This window comes from Paenibacillus sp. FSL H8-0457, from assembly GCF_038051935.1.
Taxonomy (GTDB): Bacteria; Bacillota; Bacilli; order Paenibacillales; family Paenibacillaceae; genus Paenibacillus_AQ; species Paenibacillus_AQ lautus_A.
In genome coordinates this window covers 3,731,836-3,751,760 of record NZ_CP150293.1, presented here as the reverse complement: position 1 = coordinate 3,751,760, position 19,925 = coordinate 3,731,836, and the positions used below count along the sequence as shown (strand labels likewise).

Genomic DNA, 19,925 nt, shown 5'->3' with positions numbered 1-19,925 from the left:
CAGAAAGGGAGTGTTATGGTTGCTTGAAATTAATAACTTAGTCAAACATCGCGGATCTCAAGAAATCTTATCGGGTATCAGTTTTAAAGCTAGACCCGGTAGAGTAACTGGTTTTTTAGGTCCAAACGGGGCAGGTAAAAGCTCAACGCTTCGCATCCTGCTTGGATTAGATCGCGCCACATCAGGGAGTGCACTCATAAATGGCAAGCCATTCTCAGAGTTAGATAATCCTCTAGCAACAGTAGGTGCCGCATTGGATGGATCTGGAGCTCACCGCAGCCGAACAGGAGGGGCCCATTTACGCTGGATTGCTCGTGCCGCAGGATTGTCTAACTCACGTGTCGAGGAAGTTTTGGAAATCGTAGGTCTTACTAATGCAGCTGATAAAAGAGTGGGAAAATATTCGCTTGGTATGGGGAGAAGACTTGGAATGGCCGCTGCACTGCTGGGTGATCCCCCAATATTGGTTCTAGATGAACCCGTAAATGGGCTCGACCCGGAAGGAATTCGTTGGATCCGGACATTTTTGCGTAAACGGGCTGAGTCTGGCAACACGGTGTTACTATCCAGTCATCTAATAGGAGAGCTTGCAGAGACAGTTGATGATGTGGTTATTATTAAGCAAGGAACAATCGTTGCAGATGGAACGTTGGATGAAGTAATAGGTAACCATTCCACGCTGGAGAAAGCTTTTTTTGCCCGGACATCTGATCATGCAGGTGGTGTTGTATGAGAGCATTCAACGCGGAACTATCTAAATTGTTCTCCCTGCCGGGCATTTGGCTTGCCTTTCTTGTTGGAGCATTTTCTCCTGCGGTCATAGCCGCCTTAGACAGTATAGCTCAAAAAGAGGAGATTATAGCTGGAGTTAGCACACGGCTATTGGAAGTTGGCTATATTGGATTAGCCCTTGGTGTACAAGGTGTCATCATCCTTGGTGTGCTTGCTGTCAGCAGCGAGTATTTGACAGAGAGCAGTGAATCTGGCGGAGGACAACAGATTACAACAAGTTTAACGGTTGTTTCATCAAGGCTTCAATTTTTGCTGGCAAAAGCAGGCGCTGTGACTGTAATCAGTATACTGCTTTGTATTGTTGCTATAATGACAACTGTGTCTGCCACGCATCTTGTTCTTGGTGAGTATTCCCCTGCATTAGAATGGTCGAAGCTGCTCGGTGCAGTTTGTTACTGGACATTCACTGCTCTATTAGCATTCGGGATTACTGTACTAACTAAGAATGGCACGATTCCGCTTGCTGTGCTCATCATAAATACATCCGTTGTTTCATTTAGTTTCCTGCTTTCTAAAGTTACAAAGTTAGCGTTATACCTACCGGATCGGGCTGGCCTTGAAATGTTTATGTTTCTGAGCGACAGATTTCTCACCCCGTTCACAGGCGGCATAGTCATGTCTGCCTGGGTAGTCGTTCTTTTCATTGCTGCAGCTATCGTATTCCATAGGAGGGACGTTGCTGCATGAGTGTCCCTTCTATTAGAAAGATAACACAAATCCTTCGTGCTGAACTGGATAAATTAGCTACATTACCATTGATATGGCTCACTTTTATGGGTACATTCATTCTTAATTTAGGATTAGCCGCAGCTTTTACTTCTATTGGTTTACAAGGGGCAATAGGGACGCAAAAAATACTGAATATAGGGTTTGCTTCGATGGGTTATCTTCAAGCAGGATTCATTATTCTTGGGATCCTAGCTACTTGTTCAGAGTATATCGGTGGACAGATTCGAACTACGTTAGCTGCGATACCTTGTCGTGGGATTCAATTATCCATGAAGCATTTGGCATTGGCAATCATAACCGTTCCCGCGGCCTTTATTATCGCTGTATCCGGTGTACTCTATACTTATATGATGATGAAAGACACAGCAGCAGCGATTGATATAGATACCATGGTAGAAGCATTAGCAGGCGCAACAGGCTATCTGACATTAACCACACTTCTCAGTGCAGCTATAGGTGCTTTATTAAGACGAACCACCCCTGCTTTAGTGGTACTGCTTGGTTATTATTTCGTTGTCAGTCCATTATCGAGAGATTTTCTGCCTAGTATTACAATGTATTTTCCGGATACGGCAGGATATTATATGTATATGCCGCCTTCCTCTGATGAAATAAATGTCCTTTCACCAATGCAAGGGACAGGGATTTCAATGATATGGACACTTATTTTTATTACGGCAGCTATTGTATTTTACCGTAAACGAGATGCTTGAGTGTAAGTTTCATCCATTCAAAAATATAACGCTAGTGATTTTTTTAAAAATTTCTGAAAAAGTACGATGGTCTATATGATAGATGTGACGGAGTACAAAAACAAAGTCTCATTGAGAGTCTCATTGAAAGTTATAGATGGACAAGAACCTAGACCCATAGAAAGTCGCTAATTTAGCGGCTTTTTTGTTTTATCGGGACATGTTCTTGTTAAAACACAATGACAAGAACTTGATAACATTCCCGATATGATTTGATCGACGGCGACAAACGCCCTTATATTGAACTAACGGGCAGATTAGATTAGCAATCTGTAAGAAACAATCCGCACAGAAATGTACTATATTATAGTTTATGTAGCCCCCTAAAGTCTAAAGAATAAACGACTAACGCAAACAAAGGAGTGAAGTTATGAAATTATTGCTCACATCTGCCGGCATTAATAACAAAAGCATACACAATGCGCTAGTTGACATGCTGGGCAAGCCGATCGCCGACTGCAATGCCCTGTGTATTCCCACCGCGATGTACGGACACCCCTGGGTAGGCCCCGGCGTCAAAGCCTGGCAATTCATTAGCGGGAATTCCGAGAATCCCATGGTCGACCTAGGCTGGAAGTCCGTCGGCGTGCTGGAGCTCACAGCGCTGCCAAGCATCGACAAAGACCGCTGGGTGCCGCTAGTAAGGGAGACGGACGTCCTGCTGGTTGCGGGCGGCGACGCCCTCTACCTGTGCCACTGGATGCGGCAGTCCGGACTGGCAGACTTCTTACCGTCTCTGCAGGCAGTTTATGTGGGACTGAGTGCCGGGAGTATGGTGATGGCACCTAACATCGGGGAATTTTTCGTTGGCTGGACCCCACCCACTGGCGGCGATGAAGCGCTGAGTCTGGTTGATTTTGCAATATTTCCGCATCTGGATCACGAAATGCTGCCGAGAAACACCATGGCTGATGCAGAGAGATGGGCTGCCGGGATGCAAGGGCCAGCGTATGCGATCGATGATCAGACCGCCATCAAAGTGATCGACGGAACGGTTGAAGTTGTCTCCGAAGGGAATTGGAAACGTTTTTCGCACCTCCTATAGGAAGAATGAAGAAGAGCACGATGGAGAAAAGATTTCCTCATTGTCCTCTAGTATTTCTCCAAGCTACACCAGGGGAAAACATCGCATTTAACCTTGTTTTGATAAAAAGCTAGAAAAAGAATGAACAAAGGGATGATAAGCTATGCAGGCAAATGAGGAATTCAAAATGGAAGAAGGGCTGGAAGACATTACGGGAGTTACTTGTATCTACGTACCAGTAAGTGATGTTTACGAGTCTATTAAATGGTATCAAAAGATTTTAGGGTACCAACCTGCAAACAACGATCGTGTTGAGCCTGGGATGGTGATGGCTGTTTTGAATATTCCCGATCGGAATGGAAACCTGCCTTCACCTGGTTTAAGGCAAGTTGTACCCGCTCTGTTCCTTCACAAATCAGACGAAGAAGGCGGGCGATTACGCTTTTCATGGTCATTGGACAACGGCAAGCCCCACGCAATAGCATGTTTTATTACACCACGGATCGAAGAGCTATTAGAACGTTTTAAGAAAAACGGAGTGAATATTTTAGGAGAACGGGTCACAAGCGGACCAAACATAACGTTTGCTGACCCTGACGGTAACATATGGGAAGTTTGGCAGCCTTAATCGATTAATCAGATCAATTTCGCTAACGGGAGCTGAATAAAGAAGAGGAGGCAGCCGGTTAGAGCGATCGGTTGTCTTTTTTAAATGTCGAGGGACAAGAATATGGACCATTGAAGTCGCTATTTTAGCGGCTTTTTTATTATATCGGCATAAGTTTATTGTACATGGCTGGGGACAAGTTCTTGTGCCGGTTACCGATTAGATAGATTTATTTGAATGTTTTTGAACGATCGGTCGTTAAATTATTGACAATACATTATGATAATCCTTATAATGGCATTAATTCAGATGAAGGGAGCCTGAAGGTTATCAAGAAAAGAGAGATTACATCAAGTCATATCGTCCAAGCGGCATATGAGCTGTTTGCAGAGCATGGGATAGAGAGAACGAGTTTGGGCTTGATTTCTAAAAAAGTAGGCATAACCAAATCCTCTATATACTACCATTTTGCAACAAAGGAAGAGTTGATTAGCCGAACATTTGATTATATTTTTAGGGATCATTATTTTGCTGCTTACTTTGACGCTGAATCCGTTAATAAAGACAATTTTGTAGAGACGATAATTCGGGGCGGTTTAAATATGCTGCCAAGCGATGATGAAGAGTATCGTTCAACATTAAGAGTGCTTAGTGAGTTCACGATGCTAGCCGAGCGTGATGAGCAATTTAGAGCTCCTTTATTGAAAGTTCAACAAGATTTTATCAATGGTTTCTGTAATTTATTGTCAAAAGGCAGTGATCTGGGTCTAGTTGAACCTACAAAAATCGAAGTCAGTGCTAAAATTCTTGCCCTTCTTATTGATAATTTGTCTAGATGTAAGATGATGAAGATGGATTTGGAGTATCAGATGATTTGGGAAGAAACTGTTAATAGAATTATCATTCGAGAAAATACATAGTTAACTTATAAGGAGGGATCCGGTTGAAACATATATTGATTACAGGTACATCAAGAGGTATTGGTGAATCGTTGGCTAATCAATTAATCGATAAGAACCATCACCTTATATGCATTTCTAGAACTACGAACCAACGGATTATCGATCTAGCCCAGGAGAGGGACTGCAGAATTGATTATTTTAATTTTGATTTAACAAACATTGGCGAGATTGATCAACTTTTTGAGGACATCTTCCGTCAAATTGAGCTTAATTCCAACGATAAAGCGGTCTATCTTATCAATAATGCCGCCATGTTGACTCCTGTGAGCCCAATTGAACGGATAGAAACGGATAAAATAATTGAGAACATCCATTTAAATCTATTAGCACCAATGATAATAACAGCTAACTATCTTAAACGTACCCAAGATATGAATGTGGACAAAAGAATTCTAAACATATCCTCAGCATCCGCAAAATATTTATTACCCTCACAAAGCTGTTACAGCACTGCAAAAGCTGGCCTTGACTCATTTACCAAAAGCATAGACATTGAGCAAAAGCTCGTGACATATCCAGCAAAAGTAGTCGCTGTATATCCAGGTATGATCGATACCAATTTACAATCGGAAATTCGATCCGTAAGTAATGATCTTTTCCCATATGTTAATGAGTTCATTCGACTTTCTGAGGAAGGGAAGCTACAAACGCCTGAATACACTGCGCACAAATTAATTGAGATTCTGCTAAGCGAAGATTTTGGTAAGGCTGTTGTTATAGAAACCATGGATCAATAAACGCGAGTGGAAGAACACCTGCGAGACAGGTCGTTTATGGGTGTGATTTGATAGAAGAAGAAGAAGGAGAGGCATTCCAGCGCTTCTCCTTTTCTAATTTATGATTTAATTAATCTCCTACTACTTTTGATACAGTTCCATCATTCGTCAGCGAGTCAGTTATACAGCTAGCTGAGAACCCATTTAGCAATCCGTAAGAAACAACCCAAGCTGAGTTGTCCTATAATGTAGTTAATGTAGAGATCCCTCATGAACAAAGGAGAACTGAAAATGAGAAAACTCGTTCTATTTTTGCACGTATCGCTTGACGGTTTTGTAGAAGGGCCGAACGGTAAAATGGACATTGGCTGGGTTTCTTACGATGCTGATTTGGAGAAGCACGCGAAAGAAATTCTGAGTACTGCCGACACTGTCATTTGGGGACGTGGAACTTATCAGATGATGCACAGTTACTGGCCATCTGTGCCTTCGAACCCATCAGCTTCGCAGCATGAACTTAATCATGCCGAGTGGATCGAAAAGACAGCCAAAATTATTTTTTCCACGACGCTGGAGAAAGTCGAATGGAACAATTCCAGACTGGTGAAAGAAGATGTCGAGGAAGAGATCAAAAACCTCAAACAGCAGCCAGGCAAGGATATGGTCATCCTCGGCAGTCCTAGGTTCGCACACTACCTTATGCAGCTTGATTTAATAGATGAGTATAAAATTACGGTATCTCCCGTCCTGATCGGCAGCGGGTTGCCGTTATTCCAAGGTCTCAAGGAGAAGGTCAATCTTAAACTTATCGAAAACAAGACATTTGATTCTGGAGCCATAGGCCTCGTTTACCAGACGGTTCGATGACTCTGTCTCCAAAAGTAGATTACGCTAACGGGATACGATATATCTCAATGAAGACATTGAAGGTAGCCGACTCCAAAGCCGGCTACCTTTTTCGATATCTATTGCCACAGCCGTGATGAATAGGAAGAAGCGGACAAGAACATGATGACTTTGAAAGTCGCAATCTATGCGGCTTTTTATATTTATGTTATCAAGTTCTTGTCAAAACATAATGACGAGAACATGGTTACATTCCCAATATGATTTCATCGACATCGACAGCGGCAGACGCCCTGTTATTAAACTAACGGGCAGGATAGTCCAATCGTTCGGTGAGTAACTTCAAGCATATACATTATGAAAGCAGGGAAGTACATGAAACACGTGGAATAAATATACAGCGATTCAATAGTGGCATGACGGTGAAACTGATGTTCCTACGAAGGTCATGTTTGATTTCGTGTGCAAAGCTGTGGGTAGAGAGTTAGCTGAGTCGACTGAAGAATCTAACGAATGCAGGTGGGTTCCAAAGGGAAATGTTCTGGATTTGATCCCTTTACCCGCAATCCGCATGCGTTATGAAGCTTATTTTTAACGGCTCTGTGAATTATGTGGAGTACGTCACTGCGACAACGTCAGAATGCAATGTCAAGCTTCAAAGGAATGTTTAGTTGTACGTGTTCTTAAATCCTTCGGAGGGTGACACTATGAATGATACATGGAACCCCGAATCGCCAGGTGTGCTGCGCCTTCCTTCAGGTCGACTCGTCCGCGGCCGAGCACTAAGACGTCCACTTCCCCAAGGGCTTCAGCCCACTTTTGCACTCTACCTGCTTGGACGACAACCAGCGCCCGTTACTTGGGAAAGCCGCTGGATTCCTTGGCCGGACTTCTGGCTGCCAACAAACAAGGTTGCAGCCGCTGATGCGCTTCGCGAAGCATGGACTCGGGCTGAAGTTGAACGGGTTGAAATCGCCTGTGGGGGCGGGATTGGACGAACAGGTACGGCACTAGCCTGTCTCGCTGTGATTGATGGATTACCAAATCATGAAGCTGTCGACTATATTCGGCAGCAATACAGTCCACGAGCTGTTGAGACGCCTTGGCAACGCCGCTTTGTCTCTCGTTTCAAATAGGGGGTCCCTATAGGTGGAGGATTGCAAAAGCCATGCTTCTGTATACACAAAGGCTTTAAACTGGAACATGGTGCTGAAGCTAAGAATGTTGTCGAGTCCCATTAAAAGTCGCTATTGTAGCGGCTTTTTTGTTTTATAGGTACAAGTTGTCCCGAGCCAAGGACATTATAAGAGGTGATGAACAAGGAAAAGAAAATCAGTTCTAGTGGGGAAAAGGTAGGTGCACGGTAAGAACGTTCTTTAAAGAGGAGTTAGAGCGGTTTTATTCTGCTTGGATTTCCGTACATCTAAGCAGAGGGCGAGATGCTTCCCATATATGATCCGGAAACAAATAAGTGGGCAAAAAGAAGCTAGCAGCAGGTCAGTTAAGCTTCAAGGAATGTTTAATGATTCTAATAGCCATAACCTGTGAGGTTTTGTAAGATACGACTTAGTGCCTGGACCTATGTGTTTCAAGGTACCGCTTCCGTATTTATAACGCAGAAAGCCACGAGGTCTGCTTGGTTCATTGAGCATTTTTGGAGGGTTTAGAAGACCTTAAAATAAGGTTATGAAAATTTTCATCATAGTCTGTGAGCCGGTAGAGGGTCATGTTTTTTCTTGTTATTTGTTAGTAGGAAGTGAAGTGACGAGTTTATATAAAGCCTGTCGTAGAGAATGTATATTGAGCATGTAATCCAATTTGGTGTAAAATCTACTCAAGCAAAATGATAATGATTATCATTATTAATAATAAATGAATTGTTTTGCTACAAAACATAAAACTTATGGGAGTGAATTAAATCATGGCAAGATCGGGATTTATGAAAACAGGATGGATATCACTTATAACGGCAGCAATGATTACGGTGACGGGCTGCGGCTCGACAGGCGGTACTACCGATCAGCCTGGACAGGCAACCGCAGCGCCAAGTGAAGCTCCGCCTCAGACGGAAACGCGCGTTGTAACCGATGGTTTCGGAGAGGTAGAGATTCCTACAAATCCGAAGCGAATCTCAGCTCTTTATCGTGAAGATTATTTGGTTGCGCTTGGGGTAACTCCTATTGTGCAATATTATAACCCGATGTGGGGCAAGCAGGATTATTTGAAGCTGGACGTGCCGTTGTTCGACGTGACCGGCAGCATCGAAGCTATGCTTGTGTCGGAGCCGGACTTGATCATCGGCGCCGGAGAGGTTGATGCAGCACAATACGAGCTCTATTCCAAGGTTGCGCCGACGTTCCGCTTGCCGGACGACGTACTTGCGGATTCGCGCAAAACATTGACCTTAATCGCCGAATTGCTTGGTCTCAGCGACAAGGCGGAGCAGGTTCTTGCCGATTACGAAGCCCGAATTGTCGACGTAAAGGCGAAGCTGAACGCGGCAATCGGCGATGAGAAGCTTGTTGTTCTGCGGATGAACGTTGTAGACAAATCGATTAATATTTTCGGCATTCATAACACGTTTGTCGGACAAATCTTGTATGAGGATCTTGGTTTGAAGGCACCGGGGTTCGCCGAGGCGATGACGGAGGGCAATATCGTCTTGTCGAAAGAGGTCATTCCGGAGCTTGACGCGGACCATATTATTATGCTTCCGTCCAACGGAACGTGGGAGGAAGAGAGCAACGCGAAAGCGCTTGAGGAAATGAAGGCAGATCCGCTATGGCAAACCGTTCCTGCATTTAAGAACGGCCATGTATATCCCGTAGAGAGATCGTATTGGCAGACGGGAGCCATTACGGCCAACGGATTGAAGATGGATGATTTACTTCGATTGCTGGCTTCTTAGCAGGACATAAGAGTGATTAAGTTCATTGGCAGGACTCATCGCCATAAGTGAGAAAGAGCCGCTTTTCAACGAAGGTTGATGGGTGGCTCGTTTTGATTTACACTATGTTCATTGAGAATGAATATCAATTAAAAAGGGGTTGATAGTAACGATGGATATCGAACAGCGCAAACAAGCTGGGACTGCCCCTTTAGTCCATTATGTGCTGCGATCAATCCGCTTGATCGATGCGGGCGAGCAAGTAGAAATGAGTGATTTGGACGGCAGCGATAAAAACGATAAGGAAAGCTTTGAACTGCTCATTATAATGAGCGGGAAGGGACAAGGAAAATGCTATTTGCAGGGGCCTGGGAGATCTTTATCTGTTGATCAAGAGATTATGAACTGCAGCTATTACCGTGTGTGCTTCGTAACGAGCGGCTATGATGCAGCTTCGAGCTTGCTGCCGGATAAGCAAGAGCTTGCCTGCGCACCTTTCGCGAAAACGATGGAGCTGCTTGATGAGATATATGGACTCCGCGGGGCGACAGGCGGGCTCGAGCTGTTCCAACGATTTGTAAGATTTCAAGAACTGCTGCTTTTTCTATTCCGTCAAAATGCACCTACAGCCGAGAATATGGGAACGGATATCGAGCGGCATGGGATAGAGCTCAGCATACGGCATATTCATCAGTATTACTGTGAGATTCTGACCGTGGAGGAGTTAGCCTCCCTCGCAGGCATTGATCGCTGGAAGTATACCCGTCTGTTCAAAGAGGCTACGGGTCAAGTACCGCTTCAGTACTTGAATGAAGTACGGATTAATGAAGCTAAGAAGTGGCTGGCAAGCACCGATGACAAGCTGCTCGATATTGCGCTGAATGCAGGTTTCAACAATGAATATTATTTCAATCGTCGTTTCAAGCAGACGGTAGGCATATCGCCCGGACAATACCGCCGCAGCCGCAAGGGAAAGCTTAGAGTAGTAGCGCCGTATTTGGAGGATTTCTTGGTCGCGCTGGATATGCAGCCTATCGTCCAGTACTGGCATGCGAAATGGGGCAAGCAAGACTATCTCGGCTTAAACCATATTCCGACGTTCGACGAGAACGGCAGAAACTTTGACGCCCTTTCCGGCTATAAGCCCGATTTGATATTGCTTATGGATCGTTATGAGCAACAGCAATATTCTCAGTGCCGACGCATATCCAACACGTGCATCCTGCGTGAGCAGACCAATAATTGGCGTACGCTGTTGCGTACCGTCGCCGATTATTTCGGTCGGACAGAGTTGGCCGAAGATGCTATCGCAAAGTATGATTTCAAAGCACGTAGTGCGAGTCATACGCTTAGTCAGGTTATAAAAGGTGAAACGGTCGCTTTTTTGCGTATCTCGGCGGACCACATCATTCAATATACGGAAGAAGGGCAAGGCTTTGTTTCGACTGTTCTCTATGGAGATGTTGGCTTGCGTTCCCACTCTGCAGTAGGTGTAGCTTCAAAAGCGAATAGGCCGGGCATGTTCAATCTCTCTGTAGAGGACCTACGTACGTTAACCGCGGATCATCTGTTCATAACTTTCGATAAGTGGCATAGCCAGGCAGAAGGAAAGGAAAGGGAACTGCTAGAGCAGCCAGAGTGGCGTGAGCTGCCCGCTGTACGAAACAACCACGTTTACGAGGTTGATTTTCTAACTTGGATGAATAACGGAATTATTTCCAATGGTAAAAAAATCGATGATATACTGTGTTCTTTAGCTTGATTCGGTTTTGCTTGCCACTGAAAAGTCCGCATCCTCCATTTAGTATTTTGTATAAAGCAACCGTCGATTTTGTCTATTGTTATTATCACATGGCCGAAGCTACAATTATATTGATAATGATTATCACAGCATGGACTTTACATGAGCCGGCTTGAGGAGGATATCAATTGACTGAGCAGCTTGAATTATACGATGTGACGATTATCGGCGGTGGTCCTGCGGGAATGTATACTGCCTTTTATAGTGGAATGCGCGATTTGAAGACAAAGCTAGTAGAAGCGAAAGACGAGCTCGGCGGGCGGATGCTTATTTATCCCGAGAAAATGATTTGGGATGTTGGCGGGGTTCCGCCGATCCTATGCGAGAATTTAATCGCCCAATTGTCGGAGCAGGCGAAGACGTTCGACCCGACCATTGTATTCGGCCAGCACATCATCGGACTGGAGAAACAAGCGGATTCGACGTACATACTGGAGGCGGCAACGGGGGAGAGGCACTGGACACGCACGGTCATTCTGGCTATCGGCCGCGGCATTCTGCGAATGGCGAAGCTGGAGCTGGAGGGAGCTGAGCGCTATGAGGTGTCCAATCTTCACTATACGGTGCAGGAACTGGAGCCTTTTAGAGGGAAACGTGTACTTATTTCAGGTGGAGGAAACTCCGCTGTCGATTGGGCGAACGAGCTGGTTCCCATCGCCGGTCAGGTCACAGTTGTACATAGGCGCGACCGCTTCGGCGGACACGAGAAGAACATTGTTCGAATGAAGGAGTCTTCTGTCGATGTGCTTACGCCGTATGAAGTCACTCAGTTATTCAGCGGCAACGGAAAGACGATTGAACGGGTGACGATTACCCATCTCGAATCAGGGGACTCGCGCGAGATAGAAATAGACGAGGTTATCGTCAACCACGGGCTGAAGTCCGATTTTACAGGTATCAAGGATTGGGGACTGGATATGGACGAATGGAACATATTCGTCAGCCCGAGACTTGAGACGAACTTGCCGGGCATTTTCGGGGCTGGCGACTTCGCCAATTACGAAAGCAAGCTCAACCTTATTGCAGGGGCGTTCACGGATGCGGCTCTGGCGCTTAATAGCGCCAAACGATACATGGATCCCGAGGCACCAAGAATGGCATATGTATCGTCGCATAATGAGAGGTTTAAAGAACGGAACAAAGCGCTTGGCGTATCCGATGAATAGCAGGGTCTGCTATCATTAGGGCGGACGAGAAATCTATTCTACGGTGTATGAGAGATTGCACTGGATGTGGACTGGTGTCCGCAACTAAATCGATTTTGCCCAAATCATTTAACCGAACAAGTTCTTGTCCTCCGAAAGATAATCAGCGTATTGTGTTGAGGAACAAGAACATAGTCCCATTGGAAGTCGCTATTAGCGACTTTTTTGTTTTATCGGTACAAGTTCATGTACCGAGGCGAGGACAAGAACTTGTACCGATTGCCGTAAAGGACAAGAACATGAGCCGATTACCGATTAGATAAGTATCTAGCTAAGTTTACATGCAATTTCATTGAGCTAACGGGCAGGATAATTGAAGATCTAACACGCTGAAACGCATCATATAGTAACGGCTTACGCTTGATTTTATCAAGAATATAGTTAAAATTATGTTTAAGTGATTAAACGAACGAACGGAAAGGATGGATCGAATGAGCCAGCGAACCGAGCAAGTTCTGCAACAATTCAAAGAGACCATCCCGCTCTTGGAAGTGCTGACCGATGAAAACCGTCAAGCTATTATTATGGTGCTAGCACAGAACAAATCGGGACTTAATGTAAATGCGATAGCAGGACACATCAATTTATCTAGACCAGCCGTCTCCCATCATCTGAAGGTGCTGAAACAGTCTGGTTATATTCAATCCGAGAAAAAGGGCGTAGAAAATTATTATATTTTGACAGTCCGCAAACCGCTTGAACAACTCAAAACCTTGATTAATGCCATAGAAGCAGAATGCACTTAGCCTCAGTGACAAACCAAAGACTTAAGTTGAATACGGTAGAGCAGATCATTTTTGCTCGATAGGTTCATTTGTTTAAACCAATAATCCTAATGGGAGTGATATTAAATGAAGGTTATAGCCATTGAGAAATACGGTAAAAATGTACCCTTAGTGTTGACAGAACAACCAGTACCTCATATCGGAGAACATGATGTGTTAGTGGAAATTCATGCAGCCAGCTTAAACCCTATCGACTATAAAATTAAGGAAGGGAAAGTAAAACTCCTGCTGAGTTACAAGTTCCCACTAAATTTAGGCAATGATTTCTCCGGCGTTATAGTTAAGGTTGGCAAACGGGTGAGTGCATTTAAACCTGGTGATGAAGTTTATGGCAGACCACGAAAGAGTCGTATTGGCACATTGGCGGAATACATTGCAGTACACGAGGAAGATATTTGGTTAAAGCCGCAGAATCTAAACTTTGAAGAAGCTGCATCTATTCCACTGGTCGGACTTACGGCTTACCAAGCCTTTACCGATATTTTGCATCTCCAAAAGGGCCAAAAAATTCTGATTCATGCAGGATCAGGAGGCGTGGGGACGTTCGCCATTCAACTGGCCAAATTGATGGGAGCTTTTGTTGCAACAACAGCAAGTGAAAAAGGGTATGAGTTGGTCAAATCGATGGGCGCCGATCTGATCATTAATTATAAAAAAGAAAATTTTGAAGAAGTGCTTACTGGATATGACGCTGTTTTTGATACGCTAGGAGGAGCGGCTTTGGAAAAGTCGTTCCGTGTCCTGAAGCCAGGAGGACAAATCGTATCCATCTCTGGCTTGCCAAACGCAAGATTTGGAAAAGAAGCAAAGTTGGGTTGGATGAAAACGGCCATTTTGTCCATCGTGAGCCGTAAGATCACAGCACTTGAGAAGAAGTACCATACAAGATATCATTTCCTTTTTATGAAATCGAGTGGAGCACAATTGAAGGTTATAAAAGAATATATTGAAGGTGGCCACATTAGGCCCGTTATCGATAAAGTGTACCATTTGGAAGAGACAGCGCAAGCATTCTCGTACCTGCAAGGCGGAAGTGCCAAAGGAAAGGTAGTCATTAAAATAAAATAACTCCTATGCAGCGGAGAGCCAGGAAATTTTATTGTCGGGGGGACAAGAACTAATCCAATTGAAAGTCGCTAATTTTGCGGCTTTTTTGTTTTATCGGTACAAGAGAGTTCTTATCCAGAGTCGTGGGACAAGAACATGTTAAATGAGTGGGTGAGTAACTGATATTTTTGTGGCCTGTACGCAATCCTATTTCAGCCATATCCTTATCCTGGCGCGGGTTATTTTAATGTCGACTAAAGAATGTCTTATCGTCGTTAATCAACGAAACTCGATGGTTCAATGAGAACGCATAAGTGTAGGTGTTTTAAATAAAATTGCAGGATTTATCCTTGGATGATCAGATCCTTGCGCGCATCATCGTCAATCTTACAAGCGTGTAAGGTAATTGTCATCTAAATCAATGGTACCAACCTGGCTGCTCCTCTAAAATACTCCCTTGATAGGATTATTTTTAAGGGGGAGTTGGCGTGAGGTTTTTGGAAATGATGCTATTCTTTTCGAGTGCGTGTTTGTTGGCAATCCAGTTCATTGTCAATCAGCGTATCCGAAGATCAGCTTTGCTCCTGACAAGCGGAGCAGGCTCCATTTTTTTAGTAATCCATTTGCTTGTCGAAGGATACAGGGCTCAGCTATTATTTTTATACGGATTTACGCTCATAATGCTTATTCTATCACTGAAAGACGCTTTCAAAAAACCTGCAGCCGTTAAGACTGCTTCGCGAAACCGTAGGGTGCTGGGCCGCCTTTTTATCGGGTTTGGGTTAATCGCAACGGGATGCTTCCTATATGTGTTTCCCGTATTCAACTTTCCGGAGCCAACTGGCGAGCTGAAGGTAAGTACACAAGTCTTTCATTTCATCGATTCAAGCCGAGAGGAGACATTTGGCACAACCGCGACAGGCAAGAGGGAATTGATGGTTCAAGTATGGTATCCGGCCCAAGCGGGCTCCGGCAAGTATGCTCCCTTTATTCCCGATTCTCGGATTTTACGATATATGGCTGCGAACTATGGCCTTCCTGAGTTTACGTTTCAACACTTGAAGTACGTATCCAGTCATGCTTATTCGGGGACCGAAGTCTCTTCAGCACAGACTTCATACCCTCTGATTCTTGCGAATCCCGGCTTCGGCTCTTCCAGGTTCCTCCACACGTCGCAAGCCGAAAATCTCGCGAGTCACGGATATATCGTGGCCGTGATCGACCACACCTTCAATACATTTGCAACTGAGTTTCCGGATGGTCGAATCACGACCAGCACAACCAACGACTTATTTTCGCCCGACCACGATTATCGGACCGAAAGCGGAAACCGCGACAAATTGGGAAAAGTTTTAACAGATGATGTGGTTTTTGCGCTGGACCAGTTCGAGCTTATCCAATCGGGGCAGATTCCAAGTCGATTTAAAGGGAAGATTGATCTTAAGCATATCGGGGTGTTTGGTCATTCCATCGGCGGTGCGACGGCCTATGACGCTTCTTACGATCCGCGAATCACAGCTGGAATAGACTTGGACGGAGGGCTGTACCGACTGCGTGACAGAAAGGGTCTGCAAAAGCCGTTTTTATTCATCCATTCGGAAAGCGAATTTGAACAATTAAAAATGGTGAGGGATAACCGAGTTTACACGGATGCAGAGCTTGACCGTATGGGCTCAACAAGAGAGTGGGTGGATCAGGTAACGGAAGATAAAAAGCTGGAGCTTGAACGGATGCGCGAAACGGTCAGCGAAGGGGGACAAGTCCTTTATATTGAAAATACGGAGCATTTGAATTTTACCGATGTCCAATTCATTTCTCCTTTTTTCAAAATACTGGGCATTACAGGGAAAATAGCACCTGAACGAGCGAGCTCCATTATTAATGCCTATATGCTGGATTTCTTCGACATGTATCTGAAAAATCAAGGTGGAAACTTAATGAAAGGACCGGATAGCCGCTTTCCCGAGATGAAGTTCGCAACCTCGCTGTTATAAATGATGGAACAAGTGAATTTAGGACCATTTCGATCCCCCGATAAATAAAGCTCTCGTGCAGTCTGAAGGAACAGTTTCGTCCCGTGTGAAGCCTCTTTTAATGAGGGAACTGCCAAGTGAATGTCTCTAAAAGGCTACGGATTAATTGTCCGGATGCGGACATTAGGTGGCAGTGTCGATAGCGACAAAGAAGTTTCGATACGATCTTCCTTCGTGAAGTTCAAATGTCAGCCCCGGATGTTTCTCCCCAATGATTCGCAATATATTCGTCAAGAAGTGCGCGGAGGCGAAGCCGGCAAAATCGGATCGTTTCATTTTCTGGTCCCTCTCATTGCGATCGTGATCAGCATTCTCTTTTTGGGAGAAACGATTACGACCAAGATGGGGGTGGGACTTATTCTAACCCAACATGGTCGTATTCGTTCGGAGACAGCCCCAGTTTCACGGATTGTCTTTGCTGCATTACTTGCGATCAGATGTTCTGACCACCCGAGACTTCGATTCTCTGCGCATTAACCCAGCGATTGTCGGATTCAAGTAGGTTGGCGACTACAGGACCAATGTCCTCAGGTACGCCGACTCGACCAAGGGCAGTCATAGAGGCAAAAGTGTCATTATAAGCAGGTATGTCGCGTACAGAGCCTCCTAGAAAATCGGTTTCGATTGCTCCAGGTGCAATGGTATTAGCGGTAATGCCTCGGTGACCAAGTTCTTTGGCCATATAGATGGTTAGAATCTCGACCGCGCCCTTTGCGGCGGAATAGGCAGAGAAGCCAGGATAAGAAACGCGAGTGAGTCCCGATGAGAAGTTCACGATACGACCACCATCTGCAAGAAGCGGCAGAAGAGCCTGGGTCAAGAAAAATACGCCTTTGACATGTACATTAAACAGGCCGTCGAACTGAGCTTCTGTAGTTTCGGCATAGTCTATCATTTCTCCGTGGCCGGCATTATTCACTAAATGATCGAAAGTGGCACTATCCCAAGTTGACCGCAGGGTCGAACGTACTGTCTCAGCAAAGACCGCAAAGCTGGCAATATTTCCAACATCAAGTTGTAATGCCACTGCTTTACGACCCAAAGATTCGATCTCAGCAACAACAGACTTTGCTTCTTCTGCTTGGCTACGATAGGTCAAGATGACATCACCGCCATGACGGGCAATACTGATGGCCGTATTGCGACCAAGTCCACGGCTACCACCAGTGACGATTGAGATATTATTCATTGTAACTTCATCCTTCCAGAGCTCATTTTTAATTACATTGTTATCATAGATTATAAAGTTCACTTTAAGTCAAGACTTTTCCACTGAAAAAAAGTGTATAATGAAACAGTGAAATAATTGATTTTATCCTATCTCCCTTCTTCTTTCACAGCATAAATTTGGATTATTTAATTGGATATGCCAAAAAATCAATTAAAGTTAACTTTAATAGGAGGCGATGAGTTTTATTTATGATGACTATAAGGAAAGTGACTGAATTGACAGGAATAGCGGCCCCCACACTTCGATATTACGAAAAGGAGGGGCTGCTTCCACATGTGAAGAGAAATGAAAATGGGAAGCGGTTATATGACGAAAATGATTTAAGCTGGATTCACTTCGTTACTGCGCTTAGAGCAACAGGAATGCCGATTGCTCAAATTCAGAAGTATGTCTACTTGTATAAAGAAGGGGATTCGACGATTTCGGAACGAAAAATGATGATGCTCCATCATAAAAAAGAAATTGAGAAAAGCATAAGAGAGCTATATTTTAATTTGGATAAAATAAACTATAAACTTGCTCTATATGATGTAATAGAATCTCAGATTGAACGAACTAACATCAAAATTTGATTATGCCCAAATACAAAGTCGCTAGATTAGCGACTTTGTATTTTTGTATAATTTTATCCAAAAAATCGGTATCACAGCTCCCAGGATGGGTGTACGACTCCTGTTTCAACTTTGAAGGGCACCCAATCGGGTGCCATCGATTCGCTTATTAGCTGATACGGTGAACCGTATCACAAATAGAGGCAATTTCTCTGAAGAAAAACTTTCAGAAATCTGTATTTACAGAATGTGAATCATTAAGAGTAGGTTTGGTCAGTCTTTATTGTGGCAGCAAAGCTTCCGTACGTTATTAAAAAGGATACGCTCATCATGGCAATGTCTGATACGGAATGTCTGATACGGAATGTGTGATTAGATACGCTTGCATGCGAATAATGAGATTATGCAGCTGAGTCATGATTTAATGAAATTTTTAAATCAAAATGATGTCAAATCGGAAATACATCTTCAGTAATTTTTTTGTTAAAAGTATTATGGTGAGGTTTATTTTATTTTCCATTAAATTCTTCAATTCACAGAACAATAAGCGGATGCCCGCATAAACGGAGTTACAAAACTAAACTTGCTGCAGGCATTAGTCTAACGGACTGTTTATTGGCGGATCGGCATTCCTTGTCATGCGAAAGCATAAAGAAAAAAGAACTACTGAAATCCGCTTAATCGTCATATCGACGGTTTAGCGGATTTTGTGCAAAGATGAATTAAATCAACTTATACATAGCAACCGCACCTCTAAATCGATAGACTCTAGTTGAGGTTGTTGTGATGAAGGACGGCCAGCTCATACGAAGGGGTGTAACGAATGAACGAAATCATAAAGAAGAAGCTGCTGGACAAAAATGAACTGCTGATCAACATGGTGATCGAACGCGCAAGAAGAGATTTTCAAGACGATATCGCAATTATTGGGCTTACTGGTTCGTTTAGCACCGGGGACTTTCACGAAAAGAGCGATCTTGATTTAATTATCATAAATAATACAGAAAAGGGATGGGGAATATCCGATTGCTTCATCTTAGATGACGTTGGCTATGACATCTATTGCACTCCATGGGATACAAGATTACACGCACAATCCATCTTAGAGAGTCCCAACGTGTCGAGCCTAACCGAGCTCAAAATTCTCTATTATGCAAAGTCTGAGGATTTGGAGAAATTGAACGACTTTAGGCAAAAAGCTCTTGATGCGCTTGCGGAGCCGATAGGAGAAGCGTGTCTTAATCGAGCAAAAAAATGGATCGATCTGGCTAAGCAAGCATACAGCGATACGATGCTGGGTGATCATATCGGTTCAGTGAGACATGCATCTGCCGGCGTTCTGTACAATCTGGTCAATGCCTTGGTCAGCATGAATAACACGTGCATCAAACGAGGTGTCAAGCGATATTTAGAAGAAATACGCTCGTATCGCCATGTTCCAGATGACCTCGAATCCTTATACATGTCTGTCATCGAAGCTCATACCATTGAAGATATCCGAATTGCCTCTTTTAATATGTTGAACAGCGTTACGAGGTTACATAGCAAGATGTGTGATAACTTCATTGTTAAACCCGCTCCGACTTTTGATAATCTGAAGGGAACTTACGAAGAATTGTGGTGCAACTACCGCAATAAAATCTTGAACAGTGTTAAAACGAACGATGCCTCCTATGCCTTTCTTTCGGCCTTTGGAGCACAAGGATATCTTGATGAAATGGCTGCGGAGAAAGGAACCAAGAAATTTGATCTCATGCAGTACTTTGATGCAAGTGATTTATCAGTAATGAAAGAGAAGTTCCTTGAAATGATGGATGAATATGTAGACGAATATGGTAAGGTCGGTAGAGAAGTCGAACGTTTTACAACCTTCGAGCAATTATATGACCATTATATCAATCATTGATCTTATATCTCTCAAATCCCAGTTCGTAATAAGTCCGGCGGAAACGCTCCG

The 19,925-nt window shown here is 44.0% G+C and carries 18 protein-coding genes; 16 read left to right on the top strand and 2 right to left on the bottom strand.

Annotated features, from left to right (window positions below; translation table 11 throughout):
* Window positions 1-19 precede the first annotated feature (19 nt).
* The 14 genes from MHI43_RS16490 to MHI43_RS16425 all read left to right on the top strand — a co-directional run bounded on the left by MHI43_RS16490 (window position 20) and on the right by MHI43_RS16425 (window position 16,147).
* Window positions 20-733, top strand: a complete 714-nt coding sequence (locus MHI43_RS16490) for an ATP-binding cassette domain-containing protein (protein WP_036660534.1) — start codon at window positions 20-22, stop codon at window positions 731-733.
* A complete protein-coding gene (locus MHI43_RS16485) occupies window positions 730-1,479 on the top strand; it encodes an ABC transporter permease (protein WP_036660533.1) in 750 nt (249 codons plus the stop codon). Before MHI43_RS16490 ends, MHI43_RS16485 begins: the two co-directional genes overlap by 4 nt.
* Entirely contained in the window at window positions 1,476-2,234 is a 759-nt protein-coding gene (locus tag MHI43_RS16480; protein WP_036660532.1) for an ABC transporter permease, read from the top strand. Before MHI43_RS16485 ends, MHI43_RS16480 begins: the two co-directional genes overlap by 4 nt.
* Before the next feature lie 409 nt (window positions 2,235-2,643).
* Window positions 2,644-3,318 carry a Type 1 glutamine amidotransferase-like domain-containing protein gene (locus MHI43_RS16475; RefSeq protein ID WP_036660531.1) on the top strand — a complete coding sequence of 225 codons (675 nt, stop codon included), beginning with the start codon at window positions 2,644-2,646 and terminating at the stop codon, window positions 3,316-3,318.
* A gap of 142 nt (window positions 3,319-3,460) precedes the next feature.
* The gene (locus MHI43_RS16470) at window positions 3,461-3,925 is read left to right on the top strand and encodes a VOC family protein (RefSeq protein WP_036660530.1); all 465 of its coding nucleotides are present in this window, start codon (window positions 3,461-3,463) and stop codon (window positions 3,923-3,925) included.
* A 245-nt stretch (window positions 3,926-4,170) separates the two neighbouring features.
* Entirely contained in the window at window positions 4,171-4,824 is a 654-nt protein-coding gene (locus MHI43_RS16465) for a TetR/AcrR family transcriptional regulator (protein WP_341283134.1), read from the top strand.
* Between the two features lie 23 nt (window positions 4,825-4,847).
* The gene (locus MHI43_RS16460; RefSeq protein WP_036660529.1) at window positions 4,848-5,603 is read left to right on the top strand and encodes a (S)-benzoin forming benzil reductase; all 756 of its coding nucleotides are present in this window, start codon (window positions 4,848-4,850) and stop codon (window positions 5,601-5,603) included.
* Window positions 5,604-5,873: 270 nt separating this feature from the next.
* Entirely contained in the window at window positions 5,874-6,449 is a 576-nt protein-coding gene (locus MHI43_RS16455) for a dihydrofolate reductase family protein (RefSeq protein WP_036660528.1), read from the top strand.
* A 1,900-nt stretch (window positions 6,450-8,349) separates the two neighbouring features.
* The gene (locus tag MHI43_RS16450) at window positions 8,350-9,336 is read left to right on the top strand and encodes an ABC transporter substrate-binding protein (protein ID WP_015735455.1); all 987 of its coding nucleotides are present in this window, start codon (window positions 8,350-8,352) and stop codon (window positions 9,334-9,336) included.
* Between the two features lie 151 nt (window positions 9,337-9,487).
* Window positions 9,488-11,077, top strand: a complete 1,590-nt coding sequence (locus tag MHI43_RS16445; RefSeq protein WP_036660527.1) for a helix-turn-helix domain-containing protein — start codon at window positions 9,488-9,490, stop codon at window positions 11,075-11,077.
* Window positions 11,078-11,244: 167 nt separating this feature from the next.
* Window positions 11,245-12,282 (top strand): NAD(P)/FAD-dependent oxidoreductase, encoded by a 1,038-nt coding sequence (locus tag MHI43_RS16440; RefSeq protein WP_036660526.1) that lies wholly within the window; start codon window positions 11,245-11,247, stop codon window positions 12,280-12,282.
* Between the two features lie 470 nt (window positions 12,283-12,752).
* The gene (locus MHI43_RS16435; RefSeq protein WP_015735452.1) at window positions 12,753-13,067 is read left to right on the top strand and encodes a metalloregulator ArsR/SmtB family transcription factor; all 315 of its coding nucleotides are present in this window, start codon (window positions 12,753-12,755) and stop codon (window positions 13,065-13,067) included.
* A gap of 105 nt (window positions 13,068-13,172) precedes the next feature.
* Window positions 13,173-14,174: an NADP-dependent oxidoreductase gene (locus tag MHI43_RS16430; RefSeq protein WP_036660525.1), complete on the top strand. Its 1,002-nt coding sequence runs from the start codon at window positions 13,173-13,175 to the stop codon at window positions 14,172-14,174.
* A 467-nt stretch (window positions 14,175-14,641) separates the two neighbouring features.
* On the top strand, window positions 14,642-16,147 hold the full coding sequence (locus tag MHI43_RS16425; protein WP_036660524.1) for a dienelactone hydrolase: 1,506 nt from the start codon (window positions 14,642-14,644) through the stop codon (window positions 16,145-16,147).
* A 162-nt stretch (window positions 16,148-16,309) separates the two neighbouring features.
* Here the strand turns inward: MHI43_RS16425 and MHI43_RS16420 are convergent, their stop codons facing one another.
* Complete coding sequence (locus MHI43_RS16420) at window positions 16,310-16,462, bottom strand: hypothetical protein (protein WP_341283133.1); 153 nt, start codon at window positions 16,460-16,462, stop codon at window positions 16,310-16,312.
* A gap of 157 nt (window positions 16,463-16,619) precedes the next feature.
* Window positions 16,620-17,375, bottom strand: coding sequence for an SDR family oxidoreductase (locus MHI43_RS16415; protein WP_036660523.1), 756 nt, complete (start codon window positions 17,373-17,375; stop codon window positions 16,620-16,622).
* A gap of 248 nt (window positions 17,376-17,623) precedes the next feature.
* Here MHI43_RS16415 and MHI43_RS16410 point away from each other — a divergent pair, with 248 nt between their 5' ends.
* Together MHI43_RS16410 and MHI43_RS16405 are read left to right on the top strand one after the other, a co-directional pair.
* Entirely contained in the window at window positions 17,624-17,989 is a 366-nt protein-coding gene (locus tag MHI43_RS16410; protein ID WP_341283132.1) for a MerR family transcriptional regulator, read from the top strand.
* 802 nt (window positions 17,990-18,791) lie between these two features.
* A complete protein-coding gene (locus MHI43_RS16405; RefSeq protein WP_036660520.1) occupies window positions 18,792-19,874 on the top strand; it encodes a nucleotidyltransferase domain-containing protein in 1,083 nt (360 codons plus the stop codon).
* The last annotated feature ends 51 nt before the right edge of the window (window positions 19,875-19,925 follow it).

What these genes read in the sequence shown, in the direction of transcription:
- MHI43_RS16485 (WP_036660533.1), top strand. Translation starts at nt 730, where the DNA reads ATGAGAGCATTCAACGCGGAACTATCTAAATTGTTCTCCCTGCCGGGC.
- MHI43_RS16480 (WP_036660532.1), top strand. Translation starts at nt 1,476, where the DNA reads ATGAGTGTCCCTTCTATTAGAAAGATAACACAAATCCTTCGTGCTGAA.
- MHI43_RS16435 (WP_015735452.1), top strand. Translation starts at nt 12,753, where the DNA reads ATGAGCCAGCGAACCGAGCAAGTTCTGCAACAATTCAAAGAGACCATC.
- MHI43_RS16415 (WP_036660523.1), bottom strand. Translation starts at nt 17,375, where the DNA reads ATGAATAATATCTCAATCGTCACTGGTGGTAGCCGTGGACTTGGTCGC.
- MHI43_RS16430 (WP_036660525.1), top strand. Translation starts at nt 13,173, where the DNA reads ATGAAGGTTATAGCCATTGAGAAATACGGTAAAAATGTACCCTTAGTG.
- MHI43_RS16470 (WP_036660530.1), top strand. Translation starts at nt 3,461, where the DNA reads ATGCAGGCAAATGAGGAATTCAAAATGGAAGAAGGGCTGGAAGACATT.
- MHI43_RS16475 (WP_036660531.1), top strand. Translation starts at nt 2,644, where the DNA reads ATGAAATTATTGCTCACATCTGCCGGCATTAATAACAAAAGCATACAC.
- MHI43_RS16445 (WP_036660527.1), top strand. Translation starts at nt 9,488, where the DNA reads ATGGATATCGAACAGCGCAAACAAGCTGGGACTGCCCCTTTAGTCCAT.
- MHI43_RS16405 (WP_036660520.1), top strand. Translation starts at nt 18,792, where the DNA reads ATGAACGAAATCATAAAGAAGAAGCTGCTGGACAAAAATGAACTGCTG.
- MHI43_RS16450 (WP_015735455.1), top strand. Translation starts at nt 8,350, where the DNA reads ATGGCAAGATCGGGATTTATGAAAACAGGATGGATATCACTTATAACG.
- MHI43_RS16420 (WP_341283133.1), bottom strand. Translation starts at nt 16,462, where the DNA reads ATGAAACGATCCGATTTTGCCGGCTTCGCCTCCGCGCACTTCTTGACG.
- MHI43_RS16455 (WP_036660528.1), top strand. Translation starts at nt 5,874, where the DNA reads ATGAGAAAACTCGTTCTATTTTTGCACGTATCGCTTGACGGTTTTGTA.